This is a genomic window from Mesobacterium hydrothermale (genome assembly GCF_035818635.1).
Lineage (GTDB): Bacteria > Pseudomonadota > Alphaproteobacteria > Rhodobacterales > Rhodobacteraceae > Mesobacterium_A > Mesobacterium_A hydrothermale.
This window is the reverse complement of the sequence record NZ_JAYLLH010000026.1, coordinates 13,864-37,504: the sequence shown is the minus strand read 5'-3', so window position 1 is coordinate 37,504 and position 23,641 is coordinate 13,864. Positions and strand designations below refer to the sequence as shown.

Sequence of the window (23,641 nt, the reverse complement as noted above, 5' to 3'; positions counted from 1 at the left end):
GAAACATCGCGCCCCCAGGGCCGCGGCTCAGCCCTTGTCGACCTCAAGCCAGGCGCGCAGCGCATCGATGAAGTCGCGGGTCAGGCCAGGGCCCTGCAACACCACCTTGCCGGTGCCGGTCTGGCTCAGCTGCACGGTGTCGGCGGGGCGGGGCAGGGCGGGGGGCACCTGGGCGGGGCCCCGGTCAGGACGGGGGGCCGGGGCGGCGGCGGCGCGCAGCCCGGCCTGCAGGCAGGCCTGTTCGGCCTCGGCGTTGTCGGGGGCGGCGGTCTCCAGCCGGGCGCGCAGCACGGGCGCCAGCCCCGGGTCGGCCTCCAGCGCCTTGGCCAGCGCCAGGCCCAGCCGTTCGCTGATCGCCTCGGGGAATCGCAGCTGGCCGTCGAACGCCGCGACCAGCGCCAGGAAGCTGCCGATCTTCGACCGGCGCGGCCGCGAAGCGGCGGCAAACAGCGCCCGCAGCGCGCTGCGGGTGTCGGGAAACACCCCCCGCTCGGTCGCGCGCGCCACGATCCGGGCGCGTTCGTAATAGCTCAGCCCGGCGCGGATCTCGTTTTCCTCGACCATGGCGATATAGGCCTCTGACGCATCCGACGGCTGGCGCACCAGCCCCAGCACGCTGGCAAAACGGTCTTCGCCGGTTTCGGCGTGCAGCGCCATCAGCGCGGTGCAGCGCCGCCAGCCCGAGATCAGCCCGTAGCGCCCATCGCCCAGATCGGTCAGTTCCACCGGCGTCTGCTGGCCGCGCGCCAGCAGGCTGGCCTTGAGCACCGCCATCTCTTCGCTGCCCGATCCCATGCGGTCGCGCACCAGGTGGTCCAGCTCGACCTGGGCCAGCGGCACGGTGATCACCATCCGCCCGGTGGCGCGGGCCTCGGCCATGCTGTCGGCCAGTTCCTGCAACGCCGCCGCGCTGGACGAGGCCGCGGCCACCCCGGCAATCGGCGGCGCGGGGGAAAACGCCTTGGTCTCGTATCCCGGGGTCTCGGAAAACAGCGGGTTGGCGGGGGTCAGTCGTTTGCGCTTGGCCATGTGGCACCTCCTGCGGGTTGGGCGCCCCAGCAGACCGCGCCTTGGTTAACGGGGCCTGAGCGCAGCGCCCGGACGGCACCGCGCAGGCCGTTTCGCGCGCGAAACACCCCGCAACAGGGTCTTGTTGTCGCCACGCAGATCATGCCGCGGCCCCGGTCCGGGCTTTTTCGTCCCGGCGCCAGCTGCCCACCAGCAGCGCCTTGAAGGCGGCATAGGTTTCGTCAAAAGTTTCGCGCCCGCGGACATAGGTTTCGCGGTTGAAATCGCGGTAATCGGCCTCGTAGATGCCCTGCACCTGCTCGCCCGCCTGGCCGATCAGCGCGGTGAAATCCTGCCGGTGCGGCGACAGGGTGGGGCCCAGGTAGACCTGCATCAGCGCCGCCAGTTCGGCCTGCTGGGTGGCATCGAACCGGGTGACCACGGCGCGCACCGCGTCCCATTCGAACCGCAGCCCGGCCCGGCCCAAGGCGCGGGCGGCGATGTTTTCCGCGTCTTCGATCGAACCGAAGGTGGAATGCAGCATGTCAAAGAACCGCCCGGTGCTGTCGAATTCCAGGAACGACGCGCCCAGCGGCACCAGCAGGATATCCGCCGCCGCCAGCCCGTTGATCGTCAGGTATCCCAGCGCCGGCGGCGTATCGAGGAAGATCACGTCATAGGCGTCCAGCAGGCCATCGGCCTGAAGCGTTTCCGACAGTGCCTCCCACAGCTTCCAGCCACGTCCGGCCATGCGCCAGACCGGTACCTGGAATTCCGCCCAGTACAGGTTCAGCTGCGCCCCGATCAGGTCGATGTTGGGCCAGTGGGTTTTCTGCACCAGGTCGCGGGCGTTGACCTCCAGCGCCTCGGTCAGGGTTTCATCCAGCGGCTGCGGCGCCTCGCCCCGGTCCATCCGGCGTTGGTTCTCGGTGCGCAGGTGGTGGGCATAGTGGCGCGCCATCAGCGGGAACACCGTCTGCCATTCGTCCTCCACCGTGCCGCCGAAGATCGAGGTCATGCTGCCCTGGCTGTCAAGGTCGATCACCAGCACCTTGTAGCCATCGAGCGCCGCCGACATCGCCAGGTGCGCCGCGGTGCTGGTCTTGCCGACCCCGCCCTTGAAATTCGCCACCGCCACCATCTTGGCCGGCAGGCCCTCGGGGCGGTAGGGCAGATAGTTCTTGGCCTTCGATCCTTCGGCGGCGAAATGCGCCCGCAGGCGCAGCACCTCGTCCAGGGTGAACCACTTGGCCCCGCCCTCGGTTTCCGACCGGCCCTGCGGCAGCTCGGGGTTCTGTTTCAGCACCCGGCGGAAATGGCCGGTGGCCACCGGGATCAGGTAGCGGGTGATTTCCCAGGTCGAGAACAGCCGCAGCTGGCGCCTGCCATCCTCTTGCAGCCCGCGGCTGGCCAGGTCGGCGCGCCCGGCGGCACAGGCGCGGGCGATCTCGGCAAAGCCTGCGCTGGTGGCGGGCGCCCCCAGCTGGGCCGCTGCGCTGTCGGGGTCGATCCCGAGATAGGGGGGCAAATCGCCCCGGAGGTCCGTTTTCATCTGCCCGGCCTTTCGGTCTGCCCGCGCGTGCGTTGCGGGAAATGTTCGCTTTTTTTACGAGTATATCCAAAAACCCCGCACATCCAACAGAAATGCGTACAAGCTTGTATTTTCCAAGCATATTCAGGGCATTGCCAAAGGCTCTGGGGTCTGGGGCAGGGCGGGGTTTCCTGGGGGATGGAGTTATTTTCCTGTTATTTTTATAGTTAAGGCAAGAGGCGGTTTTTCTAAGAACCTGAGAATGCTTGCCTTTTTTCCATCCTGTGGGGCTTGGGCGACTCTGATCCCCCGAACGGGCGACTCCAATCCCCCGAGCCGCCGACTCCGATCCCCCGAAGCCACAGTGGACAGGCGCCTGTGGATAACTTTACATAGGTGTCACTGAAACCCCGAAAGCCGAGTCGCAACATCGGCAGGGGGGCAGGGGCATGGCCGGGGTGCCCCGGCGCGCGCAGAGCAGGACAGGCAAGGGACAGGCCATGACAGCAGGCAGTGGCGGCGGCGCGGGGCTTTTGCCCGACCGCCATCCGACCGCGGATTTCTTTATCTGCGATATCTTCGACGCCACGCCCAAGGGCGATCTTGGCTCGATGGAACATCCGATCTTCTCGCTTTCGACGCGGCCGGACCGGCGGGTGCTGAGCTATGAGCACAACGGCACCACGGTCGAGGTCACGCCCTCGGTCAAGGGCCGGGCGACGATCCATGACAAGGACATCCTGATCTATTGCGTCAGCCAGCTGATGGCGGCGCTGAACATGGGCCGGGCGGTGTCGCGGCAGCTGACGCTCAAGGCCCATGACCTGCTGGTGGCCACCAACCGCGACACCTCGGGCGATGGCTATGCCCGCCTGCGCGAGGCATTCGAGCGGCTGGCCGGCACCCGCATCACCACCAACCTGGAAACCGGCGGGATCGAAACCACCCGCGGCTTCGGCCTGATCGAGGCTTGGGAAATCGTCCGGCGGTCGCGCGGCGGGCGCATGGTCAGCGTCAGCGTGACCCTGTCGGACTGGCTCTATCGCGCGGTGCTGTCGAAATCGGTGCTGACGCTGTCGCGCGATTACTTTCGCCTGCGCAAGCCGCTGGAACGGCGGATCTATGAACTGGTCCGCAAGCATTGCGGCCGGCAATCGAGCTGGACGGTGTCGGTGACGGTGCTGCACAAGAAGGCCGGTTCGACCGCGCCGCTGCGGGTGTTCCGCGCCGCGCTGCGCCGGATGATCCAGGATGCCAACCTGCCCGACTATGACATGTCCGAGGCGCCGGGCGACCGGATGGTGTTCGAACGCCAGGGCCAGGTGGTGGCGCCGGGCAACGGACCGGTGCTGTCCGAATCCGCGCTCGAGGCCGCGCGCGGGCTGATGCCGGGGGCCGATGTCCATGCCCTGGCCGCCGACTGGCGCGCGTTCTGGGACAGCACCGGGCGGGTGGCGCTGCAAAGCCCCGACAAGGCCTTTCTGGGCTGGGTGCGGAGCCGGCGGGCGTGACCCCGTGCAGGAGATCCCCGGGCGTACCGGGGGACCGGCAAGAGACAGGACCGAAAGGGAAATGAGATGAGTATCGAAAACCGGCTGTTTCCGCCGCGCGGTGCCAGGCGCAAGCCCGGGCAGTTGCCGGCACCGTTGCCGGGGCTGCTCACGCTGTTTCCCGACGCGTTCCGCAGCCCCGAGGCGGCGCAGCGGTTCGTGCATCATATCTGGTTCCCGCCCAGCCGAGCCTGGCGCTATCAGCTGAACGGCAAATCGGGCAATACCTTCGTGCTGAACCTGCTGTTCGAAATCGAATACGGCACCCGATTCTCGTGCCGCGTCGACCCGGGACAGACCGGCAACCAGCATCCCGACCTGGCGCTGTTTTCCATGCTTGATGCCGGGCTGTATTCCAACGCGCTGCGCGAGAAAGACCGCTATCCGGCCTTCCTGGAGTTTCCCGGCCTGTCGTTGGCGACGGTGCGCGACCCCTGTTCGCGGCTGCTGTCGGCGTTTTTCTACCTTTGCCGCAGCCACGAGGTGGGGGACCGGCGGTTCCTGGCCGAACGGCTGCGGATCAACGCGCTGGCCGGGATGGACTGGGACCGCGACGCCGGCACGCCCGCGGGCTTTGCCCGCTTCGTCGCCTATATCGGCGCGATCGCCGACGGCCCGGGGGCCGACACGCTGGATGCGCATTGGCTGCCGCAGGCGCTGCACATCCGGCCGGCGATCTACAAGCCCGACCTTGTCGGCCGGACCGAGGACCTGCCGCGGTTCGCCCGCGACCTGTCGGTGCGGTTGGACCGGCCGCTGCCGGCCGACATGGACGGGCTGCGCACCAACAAGAGCAAGCGCCCCGACACCCGGGCCTTTCTGGCACAGCCGGGGGTGCGGGCCACGATCGAGAAAGTCTATGCTGCCGACTTCGATCTTTTCGAGTATCCCCGTCCCGGCGCCTGACCCCGCCACCAGCAAAGGACAGCTTTCATGGACGTCACCGACACCGCCCTGCCCGAGGTGAAGATCCTCACCCCCCGCCGTTTCGGTGATGCCCGGGGTTTTTTTGCTGAAAGCTGGAGCGCCCGGCGCATGGCCGCGGTCGGGCTGGCGCTGGATTTCGTGCAGGACAACCATTCGATGTCGGAACACCCCGGCACCGTGCGCGGGCTGCATTACCAGGCCCCGCCCCATGCCCAGGGCAAGCTGGTGCGCTGCGGCCGCGGTGCGCTGTATGACGTGGCGGTGGACGTGCGCCGCGGCTCGCCGCGCTATGGCCAGTGGGTCGGGGTCGAGCTGTCCTATGAAAACGGCCGCCAGCTCTGGGTGCCGCCGGGCTTCCTGCATGGTTTCGTCACCCTGCAGCCGATGACCGAGGTGGTCTATAAATGCACCGATTTCTACGAACCCGACTGCGAAGGCGCGGTGCTGTGGAACAGCTGCGGCATCGACTGGCCCTGGGACGGCGCGGCGCTGCTGAGCGGCAAGGATGCCGAGGCGCCGGCCTTTGCCGACTGGACCTCGCCCTTTGACTATGATGGAGAGCCGGCATGAAGATCCTCGTCACCGGCGGCGCCGGGTTCATCGGATCGGCGGTGGTGCGGCTGGCCATCGCGCGCGGCCACCAGGTGGTCAACCTGGATGCGCTGACCTATGCCGCCTGCCTCGACAACGTGGCCATGGTCGCGGACAGCCCGCTTTACGCCTTTGAGCAGGTCGACATCCGCGACGCGGCCGCGGTCGAGGCCTGCGTTGCGCGCCACGCCCCCGACGCGATCATGCACCTGGCCGCCGAGAGCCATGTCGACCGGTCGATTGACGGGCCCGGCGTGTTCATCGAGACCAACGTGATGGGCACCTACAACATGCTGCAATCGGCCCGCGCGCTGTGGGACCGGCAGGGCTGTCCCGACGGGTTCCGGTTTCACCACATCTCGACCGACGAGGTCTTCGGGTCGCTGCCCGCCGACCCGTCGGTGAAGTTCACCGAAGACACGCCCTATGACCCGCGCAGTCCCTATTCCGCCTCGAAAGCGTCGTCGGACCACCTGGTGCGGGCCTGGCACGAGACCTATGGCCTGCCGGTGGTGCTGACCAACTGTTCCAACAATTACGGCCCCTATCACTTTCCCGAAAAGCTGATCCCGGTGGTGATCCTGAACGCGCTGGCGGGCAAGCCGCTGCCGATCTACGGCGACGGGTCGAACGTGCGCGACTGGCTTTATGTCGAGGACCACGCCGACGCGCTGCTTGTGGTGGTGGAAAAGGGCGCGGTCGGGCGCAGCTACAACATCGGCGGCGAGAACGAACGCAGCAACCTGGAACTGGTCGAGACCCTGTGCGCCATCCTTGACGACCTGCGCCCCAAGGCCAGCGGCCGCTATGCCGACCAGATCACCTTTGTCACCGACCGGCCCGGGCACGATGCGCGCTATGCGATCGACCCGGCGCGGATCCGCGCCGAACTGGGCTGGCGTCCGTCGGTCACGGTCGAGGAAGGGCTGCGGCGCACGGTGCAATGGTACCTGGACAACGAACCCTGGTGGCGCGCGTTGCAGGCCCGTGACGGGGTCGGTCACCGTTTGGGCACCGGCTGAGCGGTTTGGCCCGCGGGGAATTTGAGTATTTCCGGAAAGATGAAAGGGACAGCATGATCCTTGTCTTCGGCAAAACCGGCCAGGTGGCGCGCGAATTGCAGCGCCAGGCCGATGTCGTGGCGCTGGGGCGGGCGCAGGCCGACCTGTCCGACCCGGCGGCCTGTGCCGCGGCGATTGCCGCCCATGCGCCAACGGCGGTGATCAACGCGGCCGCCTGGACCGCCGTCGACGCCGCCGAGGATCACGAGGCCGAGGCCCATGTGATCAACGCCGACGCCCCCGGCGCCATGGCGCGGGAATGCGCGGGGCGCGGGATCCCGTTCCTGCATGTCTCGACCGACTATGTCTTTGCCGGGGATGGCGACAGGCCCTGGCGCGAAACAGACCCTGTGCAACCGCAAAACGCCTATGGCCGGACCAAGCTGGCGGGCGAGGAAGCGGTGCGGGCGGCGGGCGGCGTCCATATCATCCTGCGCACCGCCTGGGTGTTTTCCAGCCACGGCAACAATTTCGTCAAGACCATGCTGCGGCTGTCGGAGACCCGCGACGCGCTGAGCGTGGTCGAGGACCAGGTCGGTTGTCCGACACCGGCCGCCGACATCACTGCCACGCTGCTGGCGCTGGCACCGCGGCTGCGCGACGGCCAGCCGGGGGGCACCTATCATTACGGGGGTCAGCCTTTTACCAGCTGGGCAGGTTTCGCGCGCGAAACCTTTGCCGGGGCGGGGCGGGCGGTGACGGTCACCGGCATTGCGACCCGCGATTACCCGACGCCCGCGGCGCGGCCGCTGAATTCCCGGCTCGATTGCGCCAAACTGGCGACAGATTTCGGGATTACCCCGCCCAACTGGAAGGCCGGACTGGCCGCGGTGCTGAAGGAGTTGGGGCATGGCTGAGCGCAAGGGCATCATTCTGGCGGGGGGGTCGGGCACGCGGCTGTACCCGATCACCCTGGGCCTGTCGAAACAGCTGGTGCCGATCTATGACAAGCCGATGATCTATTACCCGCTGTCGGTGCTGATGCTGGCCGGCATCCGCGAGATCGCGATCATCACCACGCCGCAGGACCAGGACCAGTTCCGCCGCACCCTGGGCGACGGCAGCCAGTGGGGCCTGTCCTTTACCTATATCGAGCAACCCTCGCCCGACGGGCTGGCGCAGGCCTATATCCTGGCCGAGCCGTTCCTGGACGGGGCACTAAGCGCGATGGTGCTGGGCGACAACATCTTTTTCGGCCATGGCCTGCCGGAACTGCTGGCCGCGGCCGATGCCCAGCCGGTGGGCGGCACGGTCTTTGGGTATCGCGTGGTCGATCCGCAGCGCTATGGCGTGGTCGATTTCGCCGCGGACGGCACCGTGCGCGCGATCGTTGAGAAACCCGAGGTGCCGCCGTCGCGCTATGCGGTGACCGGGCTGTATTTCCTCGATGGCAGCGCCCCGGCGCGGGCGCGCCAGGTGGCGCCGTCGCCGCGGGGCGAACTGGAGATCACGTCGCTTCTGGAAATGTACCTGGCCGACGGGCAGTTGCAGGTGCAGCAGATGGGCCGGGGCTATGCCTGGCTCGACACCGGCACCCATGCCAGCCTGCTGGACGCGGGCAATTTCGTGCGCACCCTGTCGGAACGCCAGGGCCAGCAGATCGGCAGCCCCGACGAGATCGCCTGGCAGCAGGGCTGGATCGACGCCGAGGCGCTGCGCGCCCGGGCCGCGATGTTCGGCAAGAACGACTACGGCGCGTACCTGCTGCGGCTGTGCGACTGAGACCGCGGCAGGACCCCTGCCTGACAGAAACGAAACGGGGGCCCGCGGGCCCCCGTTTGCCTGGTGCCGTGTGCGCAGTCACGACAGGTTGTATTTCACCCGGCTCATCTCGGACAGGGCGGTGTTGAGGAAGGTGATGGTCTGGCCGCCAAAGCTGAACACCACGTCGGCGCCCGACTGGGTCATGTGCGACAGGGGCTGCGAGGCCTGGCTGAAGCCGAAGCCCGACAGCTGCAACTGATCCCAGGGCTCGAAGCCGTGGATCGTGTCGTTGCCGCCCTGGCCGGCGCGGAACACGAAGATGTCCGAGCCGATGCCGCCGTTCATCGCGTCGTCGCCGGCGCCGCCTTCCAGCACGTCCTTCCACTTGGGCTGGATCGACCGCATGTAGTTGTCCAGTTCGGAATTGGTGGCAGCGCGGTATTCGCCGCTTTCCGAGAAGCCCAGAACCACCTGCGCGCGGCTGTCGCCATCGTCGAGGCGGCCGGTCCAATAGGCCAGCCCGCCAGGATCGGCGGGGCGGCCCAGCACGTTCTGATAGAGCAGCTGGACGAACGCGCTGTTGGTCAGCGTGCCATAGGTGTTCTGGAATTCGGTCGAATTGACGAAGCCGGTGATCGCCTGCAACAGGGTCACACCGCCGGTTTCCACCGGCTTGGTCAGGCCGTTGTACCACGACAGGAAGCCGCCGGAATCGGGGATCCGGCCCAGCGTCGCACCGTAGATGCGATAGACCTGGCCGAACACCGCCTCGTTTGCGGCATCCTGTTCGATCACCGTGGTGCCTTCGTCGTAAAGCGTGTTGTTGCCCGCCCCGCCGCGCAGCACGTTGGAATCTTCGGCATTGCCGACGATCACCGCATCGTCGGAATAGGCGCCGAAGCTGGTGTTGGCGCGGATGCCGTAGGAATTCGACAGGTTGATGAATTCGCGGCTGCCGATGAAACCGTCGAGCACCTCGGCGCGGGTGGCGCCGTTGGTCAGCTGGGTCATCCAGCCGCTGAAGCCGCCGGGGTCGGCGGGCCGCCCGAAGAAGGCGGCGTAAAGCGTGTTCACGTATTCTTCGTTGGTGGTGCCGCGGCTGATGAATTCCTGGCTGAAGATAAAGCCGCGGGCCACGTTGGCGCCGCTTTGCACCCCGGTATAGAGCTTGTCGGTCCAGTCGTTCAGCCCGCCCGGATCGGCATTGCGGCCCAGGATCGTGGAATAGAACCGGTCGACGAAGGCCTGGATTTCATGCAGCGACTGGCGGCCCTGGTATTCCGAGGTGCGATAGTCGGTGGCGGTCACGTCGGTGGTGTTCTCGAACCGGAAGATCACCGCCTGGTCGTTGCTGAGCGTGGTCCCGCCCGAAACGATGTCGAGCTTGCCGTCGCCGTCGATATCCTTGGCCACCGGCGAGCCGGCATAGGTGCTGAAGGCGCGTTCCGGCAGATCCTGGTTGGTCAGCTGGGTGCCGTCGCTGTCGAGGATGATGACCTGGCTGCCGATCGAGACCAGGATTTCCAGGTCGCCGTCGGCATTGTCGATGTCCACCGCGACCGGCTGGCGGGCGATCGGCAGATCCTGCGGGACCCCGTTCAGCGTGTCGTCATTGTAGGGCAGCACCTCGGTGTCGAACAGCTGGGTGCCGTTCGAGGCAAAGGCATGGACATGGCCCTGCACGGTGGCGGCGATGATTTCGTAGGTGCCGTTGCCGTCGAGGTCGGCCACCAGCGGCGAGGCAAGCACCCGGCCGGTGGTGTTGAGCTGCTGGCGCAGGGTGCCGTCGGCGTTCCAGATCTTCACGTACTGGCCGCGATCGTCGAGGAAGAAGTTGCCGGTGCCCTGGATGATTTCCACCGTGCCGTCGCGGTCCAGATCGACGATCTTCGGGCTGGACCACAGCGACTGCGGTTCGAACTTGCCGCGGAAATCGGCCGAGGTGGAGTCGGCCACCTGGCCATCCCAGCCCGGCACGATGGCCTGGCCGTAATTGGTCATCACGTGCAGGATGCCGCCCTGGTCGGGCAGGCCCGCGGCCACGTTGGTGGTGATGTCGGCCGGCACGACCAGTTCGTAGATCCCGTCGTTGTCGAGATCGGCCACCGCCGGGGTGGCCCCCGCGGTGTCGTGCAGGTCGACCGATTTCTCGACGCTGCCGGTGCGGCCGTCGAGGATATAGAGATAATGATCCCACGAGGTGAAGATCACCTCGCGCACGCCATCGGCGTCGATGTCGAAGATCCGCGGCGCGCTGTAGACCCCGTCGGGGCGGCCGTCGGGGCCGGTGTCGCTGCCGCCGAAGCTGTCCTTGGTCTGGTGGAACCACAGCGTGTTGCCCGCCGCATCCACGGCGTAAAGCCCGCCCAGGTCGCCGGGCTGCGACGCGGCGCCGAAATCCGACCGGTTGTCGGCACCGACGCCGACGATGATGTCGATCGTGCCGTCGCCGTTGACATCCGAGAACACCGGCTGGGTCGACACCGAGGTGGTGTTGTAGATCTTGCCGGTGTTGGGATCGGGCTGGTCATAGGCGGCGAAGGTCTTGGTCCATTTGACGGTGCCGTCATCCTCGAGCACGATCAGGCCGCCGGGGCGGATCTCGTTGGCGTCGGTGTCGAAGGCCTTGGAGGTGCCGACGAAGATCTCGTCCTTGCCGTCCTTGTCGATGTCATAGGCCGCGACCGAAGCGTTGCGCACCGGGCCGAAATCAAGCTGCGTCGACCAGGTGTTGTCGGGCAGGTCGATGTCCAGGCTGTAGCGCAGCTGTGTGCCGTTGGGCGCGCCGTTCTGGAACGGGGCCCAGAACACCTTGAGGTAATAGGTCCCCGTCACCGGCGCCAGCACGGTAAAGCTTTCGTCGGCGAAATCGATCGCCTCGCCGCCGACCGGCTGGTTGTTGGCGTCGTACAGCTGCATGTTGAGATCCATCAGCTCGCCATCCGGCGCGGTGCCGGCAAGGTGGCTCATGTTGAATTTCATCATGCCCGGGCCGGAAACGATCCGGTACCAGTCGACATCGGTGCCGGTATGGTTCGCGAGCGTGGTGTCGGCGGTCACCAGCGTGCCGGTGGACTGCACGTCGTCGGCCTCGGCCGGGTCCGCGGTGGGCAGGTCCAGCGTCAGCGCATAGCTGAGCTGGGTGCCGTTCGGCGCGCCGTTGGGGAAGGGCGCCCAGAACACCTTGAGGTAATAGCTGCCGTCGCGCGGCAGCAGGTCGGCCAGCGTCTTGATCGCGTCGAGGCTGTCGTTCGAGGCCAGCTGGATGCCATCGGCGTCTTCCAGCACGATGTTGAGGTTCATCTCGGTGCCGTCGGGGGCGGTGCTGTTCTGGGTCATCGACAGGTTCAGCAGGCCCGACGGGCTGTCGATGCGGTGCCAGTTGACCCCGGTGCCGGTGTGATTGGTGGTGCCCGCGGCCAGGGTCGGGGCGGTGTCGCGGCTGTCGTTCGGCTCGGCCGCGTCGATGTCGGGCAGATCCAGCGTCAGGTCGTATTGCAACTGCACGCCATTGGGCGCGCCGCTGGGGAAGGGCGCCCAGAACACCTTGAGGAAATAGGTGTCGTCGCTGCCCAGCAGCTTGCTCAGGGTCTTGGTGCTGCTGTTGCTGTCGACCGAGGCCAACTGATCGCCCGAGGCGTTTTCCAGCACCATGTTCAGCGTCATCGGATCGCCATCGGGGGTGGTGCCGGTTTCGGTCAGCGAGAAGTTGATCAGCCCCGAGGGGCTTTCGATCCGGTGCCAGTCGACGGTGGTGCCGGTGAAAGAGGTGGTGCCCTCGTCCAGGGTGGGGGCGGTGGCGCGGCTGTCGTTGGCTTCGCCTTCGTTGTTGGCGGGCAGATCCAGCGTCAGATCGTATTTCAATTCCACGCCATTGGGCGCGCCATAGGGGTAGGGGGCCCAGAACACCTTGAGGAAATAGGTCCCGCCGGTGCCGATCAGGTTGCTGAGCGTCTTGGTGGTGGCGCCGCTGTCGGTCGAGGCGCGCACCGTGCCGTCGATATCGGTCAGCACCATGTTCAGGGTCATCGCGGTGCCGTCAGGGGCGGTGCCGGTTTCGGTCAGCGAGAAGTTGATCAGCCCCGAGGGGCTTTCGATCCGGTGCCAGTCGACCCCGGTGCCGGTGAACGATCCGGTGCCCTCGGGCAGCAGCGGTGCGGTGGTGGGGGTGTCGTTTTCCTCGGGGGTGTTGGCCGCGGGCAGATCCAGCGTCAGGTCGTATTGCAGCTGCGTGCCATTGGGCGCGCCATCGGGGTAGGTTTCCCAGAACACCTTGAGGTAATAGGTGCCGTTGCTGCCCACCAGCCGGCTGATGTCCTTGGTCGCGGTCGGGCCGCTGGCCGAGCCCAGGGTGGTGCCGTCTTCGGCCTCCAGCACCATGTTGAGGTGCATCGCGCTGCCGTCGGGGGCGGTGCCGGTTTCGGTCAGCGACAGGTTGATCACCCCCGACAGGCTTTCGAACCGGTACCAGTCGATACCGGTGCCGGTGTGGCTGGCGGTGCCTTCGGTCAGGGTGTCGGCGGTGGAGCGGGTGTCGTTGTCCTCGGCCCCGCCGACGTCGGGCAGATCCAGCGCCAGGGTATAATTCAGCGGCACGTTGTCGACCCCGTCGGGCCGGTCGGCCCAGAACACCCGGGCGTAATAGGTGCCGTCCTGCGACAGCAGCTTGCTGATCGACTTGATGCCGTCGCCAGCCCCACCCGAGTCGATCACCACGCCCGAGGAATTGAACAGGGTCAGGTTCAGCTGCACCGGGCGGCCATCGGGCCAGGTGGTTTCATCCGGGGTCAGGGTCAGCCCCAGCAGCCCCGAGGTGCTGTCGATGCGGTGCCAGTCCTGCCCGGTGCCGCTGAAGGCGGTTGTGCCTTCGGCCAGGGGGCTGGCGGTGGTCAGGCTGTCGTTGCCATCGGGGGTCAGCGGCTCGGCGTAATCGACATCGAGACTGTAGCTGAGCACGGTGCCATCGGGCGCGCCGGTGCCGAACTGCGCCGTCATCACCCGCAGGAAATAGGTGCCGTCGGCCGGGATCAGGTAGGTGAAGTTTTCGCTGTTGCCCGACGACGGGCTGGAGGCCACCACCTGCCCGGCACTGTTGAACAGCGCCAGGTTCAGGTCGCGCGGGTCGTCGCGGGTGTCGCGGGCGTCGTCCAGCAGGGCCTGCGCGGTCATGTTGACGGTCATGAACCCGGCGGTGGCGTCCAGCTGATGCCAGTCGACCTCGCGCCCGAGGATCTGGTGGCTGCCCTCGGCCAGCAGCGTGGCCGTGGTCATGGTGTTGTTGTTGTCGGCCGGCACCTCTTGCGGCAGGTCCAGGTTCAGCGTGTAGTTCAGCGCCGTGCCCGCGGGCGGGTTGGCCCCGAACTGCGCGGTCGAGATGAACAGGTAATAGGTGCCCGCGGTGGGCAGCATCTGGGAAATCGTTTCGGCGCCGTTGTCGGTAAAATTCGCGGCGATCGGCGCGTTGCTGGCATTGCGCAGCACAAGGTTGTAGTTCTGCGTCGGATCGTCCGGCGTCATCGTCACTTCGAAATAGCCGGCCTGCACGTCGAACTGGTACCAGTCCTGGCCTTCCCCGGTGATCGTGTAACTGCCCGAGTCGATCGTCGCTGCGGTTGTCACGCTGTCGTTCGGTTCGAACGCCGCGGAAAGCGGGGGCTGCAGTGCGGTGCCGTCGTCGAAAAGAGTATCCATGAGAAAACGGCCCCGGAGTGGTCTGGTGGATGGAAAAGATGCCTTCCGGCATGACATTTATGACAGGTTTTTGCCTGCCTGGCTTTCGTCAGAGCAATCCTGGGTTGGGAAAACGTTACGATTGAGGCCAAGGTGCGGCTTGTAAGCGACAGTCTGTTTCCCTGCCGGCGACAGCGCTGCGGCCTAACCGGGCGTGGTGCAAGGAAAAACCCCGCCGCGCCGCAGCGGCGCACGGGGCCGGGACAAGCGCCGACAAAAAAGGCAACTTTTTTGGCAAACCGTCGCCAGACCTGTCAGGCGCGGGGCGGCGGCGGAAAACACCCGCCCCGCCCGGTGACTCGGCTTTGTCAACCCCGGCCTGCGCGCGGTCCCGGGGGCGGAAACCGGCCGGTCCGGTCGGCGAGGGTGCTTGACTTCCCCGCGGCCGGGTCGGGATAAGCGGGGCCGGATCGGGCCGCAGGGCAGAACGGGAGAACCGGTATGAAAATCGCAATGATCGGCACGGGCTATGTCGGGCTTGTCTCGGGGGTCTGCTTTTCCGATTTCGGCCACGAGGTGGTCTGCGTCGACAAGGACCCGGCCAAGATCGCCCTGCTGACCCGCGGCGAGGTGCCGATCTATGAGCCGGGGCTCGATCAGATGATGGCGCGGAACGTGGCCGCCGGGCGGCTGTCCTTCACCGGCGATCTGCCGGCGGCGCTGGCCGGCGCGCAGGCGGTGTTCATCGCGGTCGGCACCCCGACCCGGCGCGGTGACGGCCATGCCGACCTGACATATGTCATGGCCGCGGCCGAGGACATCGCCCGCACCGCGCAGGGCCCGGTGGTCATCGTGACCAAGTCGACCGTGCCGGTGGGCACCAACCGGCAGGTGGCCCGGGTGGTCGCGGCCGCCAACCCGGGGCTGGATTTCGACGTGGCCTCGAACCCCGAATTCCTGCGCGAAGGCGCCGCGATCGACGATTTCATGCGCCCCGACCGGGTCATCGTCGGGGTCGAAAGCGCCCGTGCGGCGCAGGTCATGGAAGAGATCTATCGCCCGCTTTACCTGCGCGATTTCCCGATCGTCACCACCGACCTGGAAAGCGCCGAGATGATCAAATACGCCGCCAACGCGTTCCTTGCGACCAAGATCACCTTCATCAACGAAATCGCGGCGCTGTGCGAAAAGGTCGGCGCCGATGTCAAACAGGTGTCGCGGGGGATGGGGCTGGACGGGCGGATCGGCAAGACCTTCCTGCATGCCGGGCCGGGCTATGGCGGGTCGTGCTTTCCCAAGGACACCCGCGCGCTGTCGCGGATCGGGCAGGATCACGGCGTGCCGATGCGCATCACCGAGGCGGTGATCGACATCAACGAAGAGATCAAGCGCCGCATGATCGGCAAGCTGCGCGACCTGTGCGGCGGGTCGTTCAACGGCGCCCGGGTGGCGGTACTGGGGGTGACGTTCAAGCCCAACACCGACGACATGCGCGAAGCCCCCAGCCTGACCATCGTTCCGGCGCTGGTCGGTGGCGGCGCGCAGGTCACGGTGACCGATCCACAGGGCCGCCGCGAGGGCGAGGCGCTGTTGCCCGGCGTCCGCTGGGAGGCCGACGCCTATGCCGCCGCCGCGGGCGCCGACCTGCTGGTCATCCTGACCGAATGGAACGAGTTCCGCGCGCTCGACCTGTCGCGGCTGGCGGGCATGATGGCGGTGCCGCGGCTGGCGGACCTGCGCAACATCTATTCCGCCGAAGCCGCCCGCGACGCCGGGTTCGTGGCCTATGACAGCATCGGCCGGGCTGGCTTCGAGGTCTGAACCAGACCCTGTTCCGGCTTACACCGCGATCATGTCATCGCTGATCTGTGCCAACTGGGTGTTGGCCAGCAGGACGGTGACGCCCTGGTCGGCAAAGCTGACGTCGGCGCCGGTCTGGGTCATGTGGCTGCGCGCGGCGGCGGCGTCGGCATAGCCGAAACCGTCGAAGACCAGCGTGTCCCAGGCTTCCAGGTCCAGCACCGTGTCCTGGCCCGCGTCGGTGGCGGCAAAGACGAAACGGTCGGCAAAGGCGCCGCCGCCCAGCGTGTCGTCGCCGGGGCCGCCGGTCAGCACGTCGTCGGGGCCCTGCGCGCGCATCCAGGTCTCGAGCGGGGCGCGCATATTCGACACGAACTCGGGGCTTTCGGAGAATCCCAGCACCACCTGCGCCCGGGTTGTGCCACCATCCAGCTGGCCCACCCAGTTGGCCAGGCCGCCGGCATCGGCGGCGCGGTTCAGCACGTTCTGGTAGAGCTGCTGGACGAACTGGGTGTTGGTCAGCGCGCCATAGGTGGCCTGGAACTCGGCCGAGTTGACAAAGCCCGAGATCGTGTTGACCAGCGGCGTGCCGCCCGCCAGCCGCCCGATCCAGTCGGTGAAGCCGCCCAGGTCGGGATCGCGGTCGAGCGTGGCGTGATAGGCGCGAAACACCTCGTCCGACCAGGCGGCGGGGTTGCGCGCGGCGGTGAAGGCCGTGGCCTCTGCCGCCGTGTTAGAGACGAATTCGGGGCTTTCCGAGAACCCCACGACCACCTGCGCGCGGGTCGCGCCGCCACCCAGCTGGCCGACCCAGCTGGCCAGCCCGCCGGCATCGGCGGCGCGGCCCAGCACGTTCTGGTACAGCAGTTCGACGAACTGGGTGTTGGTCAGCGCGCCATAGACGGCCTGGAATTCGGCCGAGTTGACGAACCCCCCGGCGGCGGCGCGGATGTCGATGTCGCCGGCGGCGATCCGCCCGGTCCAGTCCAGGTGGCCACCGGCATCGGGCGCGCGGTCGAGCGTGGCCTGGTAGAGCCGGTAGACCTGCGCCGCGGGGCCGGGCGCATAGGCCGCCAGGAAGCTGTCGCCATAAAGCACATCCGCCGCCGCCCCGCCCGACACCGTATCCGACCCGGAAAGCCCGATCAGCGTGTCGGCCTGCGCGGTCCCGGTCAGCGCGTCCGGCCCGGTTGTGCCGGTGCGGAGGACGCCGGCCGGGGGTTCGGTGCCGCCGCCGCCACCGCCGCCGGTTGGGGCAGCGGGCAGGTCCAGGAACAGGCCGTGCATGTTGTCGGCCACCCCGCCGATCAGCGTGCCGGACGCGTCGGCCAGCGTCATGAACGCATCGCCCGTCGGCAGCAGGCCCAGATCGCCCAGCAACTGATAACCGGTGGTGTTGGGATTGATCACCGCCGGTTCGCTTTCGAAGGTGCCGTCGGCATTGACCACCACGCCCTTGATATCGGTGTCGCCATAGGTCACCGCGTGGCTCCATGTCACCAGAACCCGGCCGCCGGACAGGCCCAGGATCTGATAGGGGATTTCGCCGGGTTGCTGGACGGTGTCGTTGGGCACGGCAATGGTGACGGTCGATTGCAGCTGTCCGGCGGCATCGAACCGGTCAAGCCGGATCGATTCATCGTTATCGGTGCCCAGCTGTCCGTTATAGCCATAGGCCACGGCAAAGCCGCCCCCTGACAGCGCCGTGACCCGCGGTGCCGAGACATAGCCGCCAGCGTTCTGGTCGGGCTGTGGATCGTGGCTCAGATCCACCGGGCCGGTGGCCCCCGCGACCGAACTGGGGGCGTTGGTCAGGGCCGCCCCGGTCAGGCGGATGTTGTAGCCGTAGAGATCCCCGGCAAATTCGATAAAGACGAAATCGCCCGAGGTCAGCTGCGCCGCTTCGACCGAAAAGACGTTGCCGGTCCAGATCCGCACCGGGTTGCCTGTGGGCTGGCCATCGTTGCCGATCAGCCGGGCCCAGGTGCCGTCTTCGTCATAGGCACCGTCGCCGCCGCGCAGGGCATAGACCAGAACCGCGCCGCCCGCGTCCCGGTCGACCAGGTTCAGGGTCTGAACTTCGCTGGCCAGCATCGAGTTTCGGTCGGCCGGGTCGAAGATGCTTTGGCGTTCGGACACCTGCACCGCGGGGCCTTCGGCGGTGCCGGCGGCGGTATAGCTGCGCAGGAAGGCGTCATAGAGATACACCGTGTCGCCGCTGCCCGCGACCTCGGCCCGGGTCATGGCGACCCAGCTGACGGCATAGCCCCCATCGGGCAGCGCGACGACCTCGGGCTTGGCATGCGACCCGACGCGGGTGTCGTTGACGATCGTGGCCTCGGTCGCGGCGGTGCCGTCGGCGTTCAGAACCCGCGTCCAGGTATCGAAGTCGATGCCGGGAATGCTGCCGTCGCCGGGATACTGGTATTCGGTCCAGACCAGCGCGATGCGCCCATCGCTGAGCACCGCCGAGGCCGGGCTGCTGCCAAGCCGGCCAAAGAAGCCATCGCCGCTGCCGAAGATGACATCGTTTTGCGGGGTAATTGCCATGTTGAAATATCCTTGTGCAAAATCCAGCCGGATCGGTCGGACCCGCTGCGCTGGCGCTCATAATTCCTTTAAACGCACGTTTGTAAATACAATTTTAGGTCACAGCCCCCGGCCTGCGGGGGCTTTGCACTGGCACCGGGATGGGGCAGGGGAAACGGCCCGGCAAGGCCAGAGGGTGCGCCGGTCAGCAAAAGCATCCCCCGCGCGCCGGGCCGGATGCGGGACCGGGCGCGCGGGGGGGGGGAACGCTTGCGGCAGGTTACAGCGTCAGCGCGCTTTCGACCTCGGCCAGGGTGGTGTTGAAGAAGGTGATCTCTACCCCGTAATCAGAGAAAACCACGTTGTTGCCCGACTGGGTCATCTGGGTCAGCGCATCGAGATCCGAGCCGTAGATGAAGCCGCTGAACTGCACCCGGTCCCAGGGTTCGAGATCGAGGACAACGGTCGCGCTGGTGCCGATGCTGTCACCCGGTTCGAAGACGAACGTGTCCGAGAACAGCCCGCCGGCGACAGTGTTGGTATCGCTGCCGCCGATGATCGTGTCGCCGCTGTCCTGCATCCGCATCCAGTCCTTCAGCCGCTCGGCCATGTTGGCCTTGAACTCGGTGCTTTCGGAAAAGCCCAGCACGACCTGCGCCCGGCTGGTGCCGCTGGCCAGACGCCCGGTCCAGTCCGACAGGCCACCGGCATCGGCGGCGCGGCCCAGTACGTTCTGGTACAGCAGTTCGACGAACTGGCCGTTGTCCAGCGGGCCATAGGTGGCCTGGAATTCGGCCGAGTTGACAAAGCCGGTCACGGCATTGACCAGCGGCGTGCCGGTCGACAGCCGCCCGACCCAGTCGGTAAAGCCGCCGATGTCGGGGTCGCGGTCCAGCGTGGCGCGGTAGGCGCGGAAGATCTCGTCCGACCAGCTGGCCGGATCGGCATCGCGGGCAAAGGCCGCAGCCTCGGCCGCGGTGTTGGCCTTGAACTCGGTGCTTTCGGAAAAGCCCAGCACCACCTGCGCCCGGCTGGTGCCGGTGTCGAGCCGTCCGGTCCAGTCGGCCAGACCGCCGGCGTCGGCGCTGCGGCCCAGCACGTTCTGATACAGAAGTTCGACGAACTGGGCGTTGTCGAGCGCGCCATAGGTGGCCTGGAATTCGGCCGAGTTGACAAAGCCCGCGACAGCCGAGGGCAGGTCGATCTCGGCCTGGGACAGGCGGCCGGTCCAGTCGTTCAGGCCGCCGATATCCGGGGCGCGGTCCAGTGTCGCCTGATAAATGCGATAGACCGTGGCGGCGGTGTCGGGCTGGTAGTTTGCCTGGAACCCGTCGCCCCACAGCAGGTCGTCGCCGCCCTGGCCCAGCAGGGTCTCGGCCTGGGTCCGCAGGCCCGAGATGTTGTCGGCATTGCCGGTGCCCAGCAACATGCCGGGATTGATCTGCGCCACCAGGTCGGCCAGGTCATGGCCGATGGCGCCGCCGGCGCCATTGCTCAGCAGCACCCGTTCCACGTTGGTCAGCAACTGGCCCATGACCGGGCCGGACAGCGTGCCGCGGTCATCGCTGTAGACCAGTTCGAGAAAGCTGTCGTCGTGGTTGTAGATCTGCATGTTGGCCAGGAACTGCGCCTCGGTGATGCCGCGGGTTTCCGGGCCGACGGGGGGAATGCCGAAATCGACCCAGTGCAGTTCGTAGATATCGGTGCCCGCGCCGCCGTCATAGCGCACCACCGTGCTGATGCCGCCATGCCCGAACTGGGAATTGCCGTCGTCGCCTTTGACATCGTAGAAGCCCTGGCCATCGGCTCCGACCCGGTTGCCGACAAAGCCGAGTTCATAGGTCCCCATGCCCACGGAGTTGTAGCCCGAGGCCATCACCCGGCCGGTGCCGAAATCGACCTCGACCATCTGGCCTTCGCCGCCTTGCAGCATCAGCAGGCCGCCATCGGCGCCCAGGTCGATGGTCAGCGGGGCCAGCGCGACCTCGTACAGGTCATAGGCGTTGACCAGCACGCTGTCGAACCCGGCCCCGGTTTCGATCAGGATCGCGTTGGCCTCTTCGGTGTTGAAGACCGGCACGGTGACGCCGTAGTCGGGATCGTCGGTGCCCACCACGTGCACGGTGGTGAAATGCACCGGGTTCACATCCTCGATCGGGCCGTCGATTTCCGCCAGCCTGTTGCCGTCGGCATCCACCAGCAGCGCGCCGGTGATTGCCACCCCGGTCAGGTCGCTGAGCTGGTTGAGCTGGCCCGACATGCCCAGCAGGTCGGCCTGGCGCAACATGCCCAGGATGTCGCCAAGGCTGCTGGTGGGGAAGGTGCCGTCGATCGTCAGCTGGTTGCCCACCGCGGTCAGGGACAGCTGGGTTGCGCCCAGCGACAGGTTGATCAGTTCGCTGTCGCCATCGACCAGGCGAAGCGTGTCGATGTCATAATCCGACAGCACCGCGATGGCCTCGGTCAGCGCCGGGTCGTTGGCGTTGAAATTGGCCACGGCGGGCAGCACCCGCAGCATGTCGTACAGCCCCTGGATCGAGGTCGGCAGCCCCCCCGACACGCTCAGCACCTGGGTGCCGCTGGTCAGGGTCATGGCCCCCGTGGTGAAGGTCAGGCGGCCGATCTCGGTGCCGCCGGCCACCACGCGCAGCGTGTCGAAGGCGCCCGAGGCAATGCCGTTTTCCAGCGCGGCCTGCAGCGCTTCGAGGTCCGAGACCTGGTCCAGCCCGCTGCCGGTCAGTTCAACCCCGTCGCTGGACAGGTTGCCCCAGATCACGCGGGTGGCCTGGATCGAGGTCGGATCGGCGTTTGTCGCCGCCTCCAGCGGGTGACCGCCGGCGATGATTGCATCCCAGGCGGCCTGGTGATCCAGTGTGAAGGTCTGCAGCGTCTGGTTGCCCAGGAAATCGTTCTGAAGGCTGTTGTCGCTTTGAAAGCTGGTGCTGAGAACAAGATTGGGGGCGGGCATAAGGATTTTCCCCTGGTCAAGCCGCACCAGAAGAAAACCCGGAACAGGCGCGGTAAAAAAGATACAATTTCAGCAGAAATACAATTCCCCGGATGGAAGGCCGGTACCCTGCTCCTCGGAAAATATAAATCGGGGAAATGTGCGGTATTGTCAAATCCTTTTTGCTCGCCCTGGTTGCCTTGTCGGCGCTGCCCGTCCCGGCGCGCGCGGCCGAATTTCGGCTGGAGTGGTCGAGCGGCAGCACCTGGCACCATCTGCCCCTGATGCAGGGTGCTCTGGACCAGTTCCTGGGGCCGGGGCGGGGCTCTGGCGGTTCCGGCGGCGGGCTGCACGACAGCCTGTCGTCGGGGCTGGGGGTGCGGGTGGTGCCCGGGGCCGCCTCCGAACTGGGGCTGGGCCTGCGCTGGCGCGGGGCACTGCCGGGGGCCGGGGGGCTGGACTGGCGGCTGGGGCTGCGGGCGGCCACCGGGCACGCTCGCTATCGCCTGCCCGAGGGCATCGGTGTGCTGCGCGACCCGATGCAGGTGCGGATCAGCCACTGGATGCTGACCCCCGAGGCCGGGGTCGTCGCCGACCTGGGCCCGCTTGGCCCGCTGCGGCTGGAGGCGGGGCTGTCGGCCGGGGTCGATCTGCTGGGGACGCAGGGCAGGTTCACCTCGGCGCTCATCGCGCTGGAGCGGGTCGACCGTTGGTCCGATCCCTTTGCCGCGGTCGAGCTGGGGCTGCGCGGCGGGTCAGGCGCCGCCCGCGATCCGCTGGGCACGTTGCGCCTGCGCCGGTCGGCGCGGTTCGGCACGCAGGTCACGCTGGGCCTGTCGCTGGCGCTGGGGCGGCGATGAAGGGTTGCCCCCCGCGGGCGGTCTGGTAGCAACGCAGGCAACGCGGACTGCAGGAGAACCGGGCAAGTGACGACCATTCTGGTAACTGGCGGGGCGGGCTATATCGGCAGCCACGCCTGCAAGGTCCTGGCCCGGGCGGGGTATACCCCCGTCACCTATGACAGCCTTGTCACCGGCTGGGAGGCGGCGGTGAAATTCGGCCCCTTCGAGCCGGGCGACCTGCGCGACCGGGCCCGGCTGGACGCGGTGTTCGCCCGCCACAAGCCCGCCGCGGTGATGCATTTCGCCGCCCTCAGCCAGGTGGGCGAGGCGATGGCCGAACCGGGCCGCTACTGGGCCAACAACGTGCTGGGCTCGCTCACGCTGTTCGAGGCGGCGGTCGCCGCGGGCTGCCGCAACGTGGTGTTTTCGTCGACCTGCGCCACCTATGGCGAACATGACGGCGTGACCCTGGACGAAGACACCCTGCAAGAGCCGCTGAACGCCTATGGCGCGTCGAAACGTGCGGTCGAGGACATCCTGCGCGATTTCGAGGCGGCGCACGGGCTGCGTCATGTGATCTTTCGCTATTTCAACGTTGCCGGCGCCGACCCCGAGGCCGAGGTCGGCGAATGGCATTTCCCCGAAACCCACCTGGTGCCGCTGATCCTGCAGGCGATCGACGGTCAGCGCGCCGGGCTGACCATCCACGGCACCGATTACGCCACCCCCGACGGCACCTGCATCCGCGACTATGTCCATGTCATGGACCTGGTCGAGGCCCATGTTCTGGGGCTGCGCTGGCTTGAGGCCGACAAGCCCAGCCGCGCCTTCAACCTGGGCACCGGCCGCGGCTTTTCCGTGCGCGAGGTGATCGACGCGGCGGGCGTGGTGACCAACCGCCCGGTGCCGGTCTGCGAAGGCCCGCGCCGCGCCGGCGACGCCACCCGGCTGGTGTCGGGCTCGGTGCGCGCGGGCGAGGAACTGGGCTGGTGCCCGGACCGGTCGACCATGGCCGACATGATCGGCGATGCCTGGCGCTGGCACAGGTCGGGCGGCTATGGCGGGGACCGCTGAGCGGCAATCGCCCTGAGCGCCGAACACCCGGATGTCCGGAAAGGAAGAGCGCTTGCGTACAGCGCATTTACCATAACAAACTTTATAGGACCCGTATCTTCGCCCCGGTGCGCGCTACCTTCAAGTGCGACTCCCATTAGAAAACAGAGAGTTATCCAATGGAGAGATTCTGCCATGGGTGCGGTTCCCCGCCCCATGGGTCGGGCCGTGTTGCGCCGTGGTCGCCCCATGGTTGCGCCATGCAGGCAGCGCCCGGCCCCGGTGCGATCCCCGGCCACAGCTAATCCAATCCGGAGCGGTGCGCGCCTGAGGCAACTCTGTTGAGTGACGTTTGGCACGGTCTGTTGACGATCAGGGTATGAACCAAAAATCCTGTACCGATGTAACGCTTGCAATTGTCATTGTAG

14 protein-coding genes are annotated in these 23,641 nt (G+C 67.2%); 9 read left to right on the top strand and 5 right to left on the bottom strand.

Going from position 1 to position 23,641, the window contains the following annotated elements; all coding sequences use genetic code 11:
- Positions 1-27: 27 nt before the first annotated feature.
- Both VK792_RS15420 and VK792_RS15415 read right to left on the bottom strand, forming a co-directional pair.
- Positions 28-1,029, bottom strand: a complete 1,002-nt coding sequence (locus VK792_RS15420; RefSeq protein WP_326298631.1) for a ParB/RepB/Spo0J family partition protein — start codon at positions 1,027-1,029, stop codon at positions 28-30.
- Between the two features lie 139 nt (positions 1,030-1,168).
- Positions 1,169-2,560, bottom strand: coding sequence for an AAA family ATPase (locus tag VK792_RS15415; protein ID WP_326298629.1), 1,392 nt, complete (start codon positions 2,558-2,560; stop codon positions 1,169-1,171).
- A 479-nt stretch (positions 2,561-3,039) separates the two neighbouring features.
- Between VK792_RS15415 and VK792_RS15410 the strand changes: the two genes are divergently transcribed.
- The 6 genes from VK792_RS15410 (at position 3,040) to rfbA (ending at position 8,390) form a co-directional block, all read left to right on the top strand.
- Positions 3,040-4,050, top strand: a complete 1,011-nt coding sequence (locus VK792_RS15410) for a replication initiator protein A (RefSeq protein ID WP_326298627.1) — start codon at positions 3,040-3,042, stop codon at positions 4,048-4,050.
- Positions 4,051-4,116: 66 nt separating this feature from the next.
- Entirely contained in the window at positions 4,117-4,995 is an 879-nt protein-coding gene (locus tag VK792_RS15405) for a sulfotransferase family 2 domain-containing protein (RefSeq protein WP_326298626.1), read from the top strand.
- Between the two features lie 27 nt (positions 4,996-5,022).
- Positions 5,023-5,586, top strand: coding sequence for a dTDP-4-dehydrorhamnose 3,5-epimerase (rfbC, locus tag VK792_RS15400; protein WP_326298625.1), 564 nt, complete (start codon positions 5,023-5,025; stop codon positions 5,584-5,586).
- Entirely contained in the window at positions 5,583-6,629 is a 1,047-nt protein-coding gene (rfbB, locus tag VK792_RS15395) for a dTDP-glucose 4,6-dehydratase (RefSeq protein ID WP_326298623.1), read from the top strand. Before rfbC ends, rfbB begins: the two co-directional genes overlap by 4 nt.
- A gap of 53 nt (positions 6,630-6,682) precedes the next feature.
- Positions 6,683-7,525 (top strand): dTDP-4-dehydrorhamnose reductase, encoded by an 843-nt coding sequence (rfbD, locus tag VK792_RS15390; RefSeq protein ID WP_326298621.1) that lies wholly within the window; start codon positions 6,683-6,685, stop codon positions 7,523-7,525.
- Positions 7,518-8,390, top strand: coding sequence for a glucose-1-phosphate thymidylyltransferase RfbA (rfbA, locus tag VK792_RS15385; protein ID WP_326298619.1), 873 nt, complete (start codon positions 7,518-7,520; stop codon positions 8,388-8,390). The genes rfbD and rfbA overlap by 8 nt, the downstream gene beginning before the upstream one ends.
- 78 nt (positions 8,391-8,468) lie before the next feature.
- Here rfbA and VK792_RS15380 read toward each other — a convergent pair whose 3' ends face one another.
- Positions 8,469-14,063: a DUF4214 domain-containing protein gene (locus VK792_RS15380; RefSeq protein WP_326298617.1), complete on the bottom strand. Its 5,595-nt coding sequence runs from the start codon at positions 14,061-14,063 to the stop codon at positions 8,469-8,471.
- A 480-nt stretch (positions 14,064-14,543) separates the two neighbouring features.
- On the opposite strand from VK792_RS15380, the gene VK792_RS15375 reads away from it, so the two are divergent.
- Complete coding sequence (locus VK792_RS15375; protein ID WP_326298616.1) at positions 14,544-15,863, top strand: UDP-glucose dehydrogenase family protein; 1,320 nt, start codon at positions 14,544-14,546, stop codon at positions 15,861-15,863.
- An 18-nt stretch (positions 15,864-15,881) separates the two neighbouring features.
- Here VK792_RS15375 and VK792_RS15370 read toward each other — a convergent pair whose 3' ends face one another.
- Positions 15,882-18,392: a DUF4214 domain-containing protein gene (locus VK792_RS15370; protein WP_326298614.1), complete on the bottom strand. Its 2,511-nt coding sequence runs from the start codon at positions 18,390-18,392 to the stop codon at positions 15,882-15,884.
- Positions 18,393-18,651: 259 nt separating this feature from the next.
- Positions 18,652-21,339, bottom strand: a complete 2,688-nt coding sequence (locus VK792_RS15365) for a DUF4214 domain-containing protein (RefSeq protein WP_326298612.1) — start codon at positions 21,337-21,339, stop codon at positions 18,652-18,654.
- A gap of 179 nt (positions 21,340-21,518) precedes the next feature.
- Here VK792_RS15365 and VK792_RS15360 point away from each other — a divergent pair, with 179 nt between their 5' ends.
- Complete coding sequence (locus VK792_RS15360; RefSeq protein ID WP_326298610.1) at positions 21,519-22,178, top strand: hypothetical protein; 660 nt, start codon at positions 21,519-21,521, stop codon at positions 22,176-22,178.
- 66 nt (positions 22,179-22,244) lie between these two features.
- Positions 22,245-23,234, top strand: a complete 990-nt coding sequence (galE, locus tag VK792_RS15355; protein ID WP_326298608.1) for a UDP-glucose 4-epimerase GalE — start codon at positions 22,245-22,247, stop codon at positions 23,232-23,234.
- The last annotated feature ends 407 nt before the right edge of the window (positions 23,235-23,641 follow it).

Coding starts and splice junctions, on each gene's coding strand:
- VK792_RS15380 (WP_326298617.1), bottom strand. CDS start 14,063: ATGGATACTCTTTTCGACGACGGCACCGCACTGCAGCCCCCGCTTTCC.
- rfbB (WP_326298623.1), top strand. CDS start 5,583: ATGAAGATCCTCGTCACCGGCGGCGCCGGGTTCATCGGATCGGCGGTG.
- VK792_RS15375 (WP_326298616.1), top strand. CDS start 14,544: ATGAAAATCGCAATGATCGGCACGGGCTATGTCGGGCTTGTCTCGGGG.
- rfbA (WP_326298619.1), top strand. CDS start 7,518: ATGGCTGAGCGCAAGGGCATCATTCTGGCGGGGGGGTCGGGCACGCGG.
- VK792_RS15410 (WP_326298627.1), top strand. CDS start 3,040: ATGACAGCAGGCAGTGGCGGCGGCGCGGGGCTTTTGCCCGACCGCCAT.
- VK792_RS15365 (WP_326298612.1), bottom strand. CDS start 21,339: ATGCCCGCCCCCAATCTTGTTCTCAGCACCAGCTTTCAAAGCGACAAC.
- rfbC (WP_326298625.1), top strand. CDS start 5,023: ATGGACGTCACCGACACCGCCCTGCCCGAGGTGAAGATCCTCACCCCC.
- VK792_RS15420 (WP_326298631.1), bottom strand. CDS start 1,029: ATGGCCAAGCGCAAACGACTGACCCCCGCCAACCCGCTGTTTTCCGAG.
- rfbD (WP_326298621.1), top strand. CDS start 6,683: ATGATCCTTGTCTTCGGCAAAACCGGCCAGGTGGCGCGCGAATTGCAG.
- VK792_RS15370 (WP_326298614.1), bottom strand. CDS start 18,392: ATGGCAATTACCCCGCAAAACGATGTCATCTTCGGCAGCGGCGATGGC.
- VK792_RS15415 (WP_326298629.1), bottom strand. CDS start 2,560: ATGAAAACGGACCTCCGGGGCGATTTGCCCCCCTATCTCGGGATCGAC.
- VK792_RS15405 (WP_326298626.1), top strand. CDS start 4,117: ATGAGTATCGAAAACCGGCTGTTTCCGCCGCGCGGTGCCAGGCGCAAG.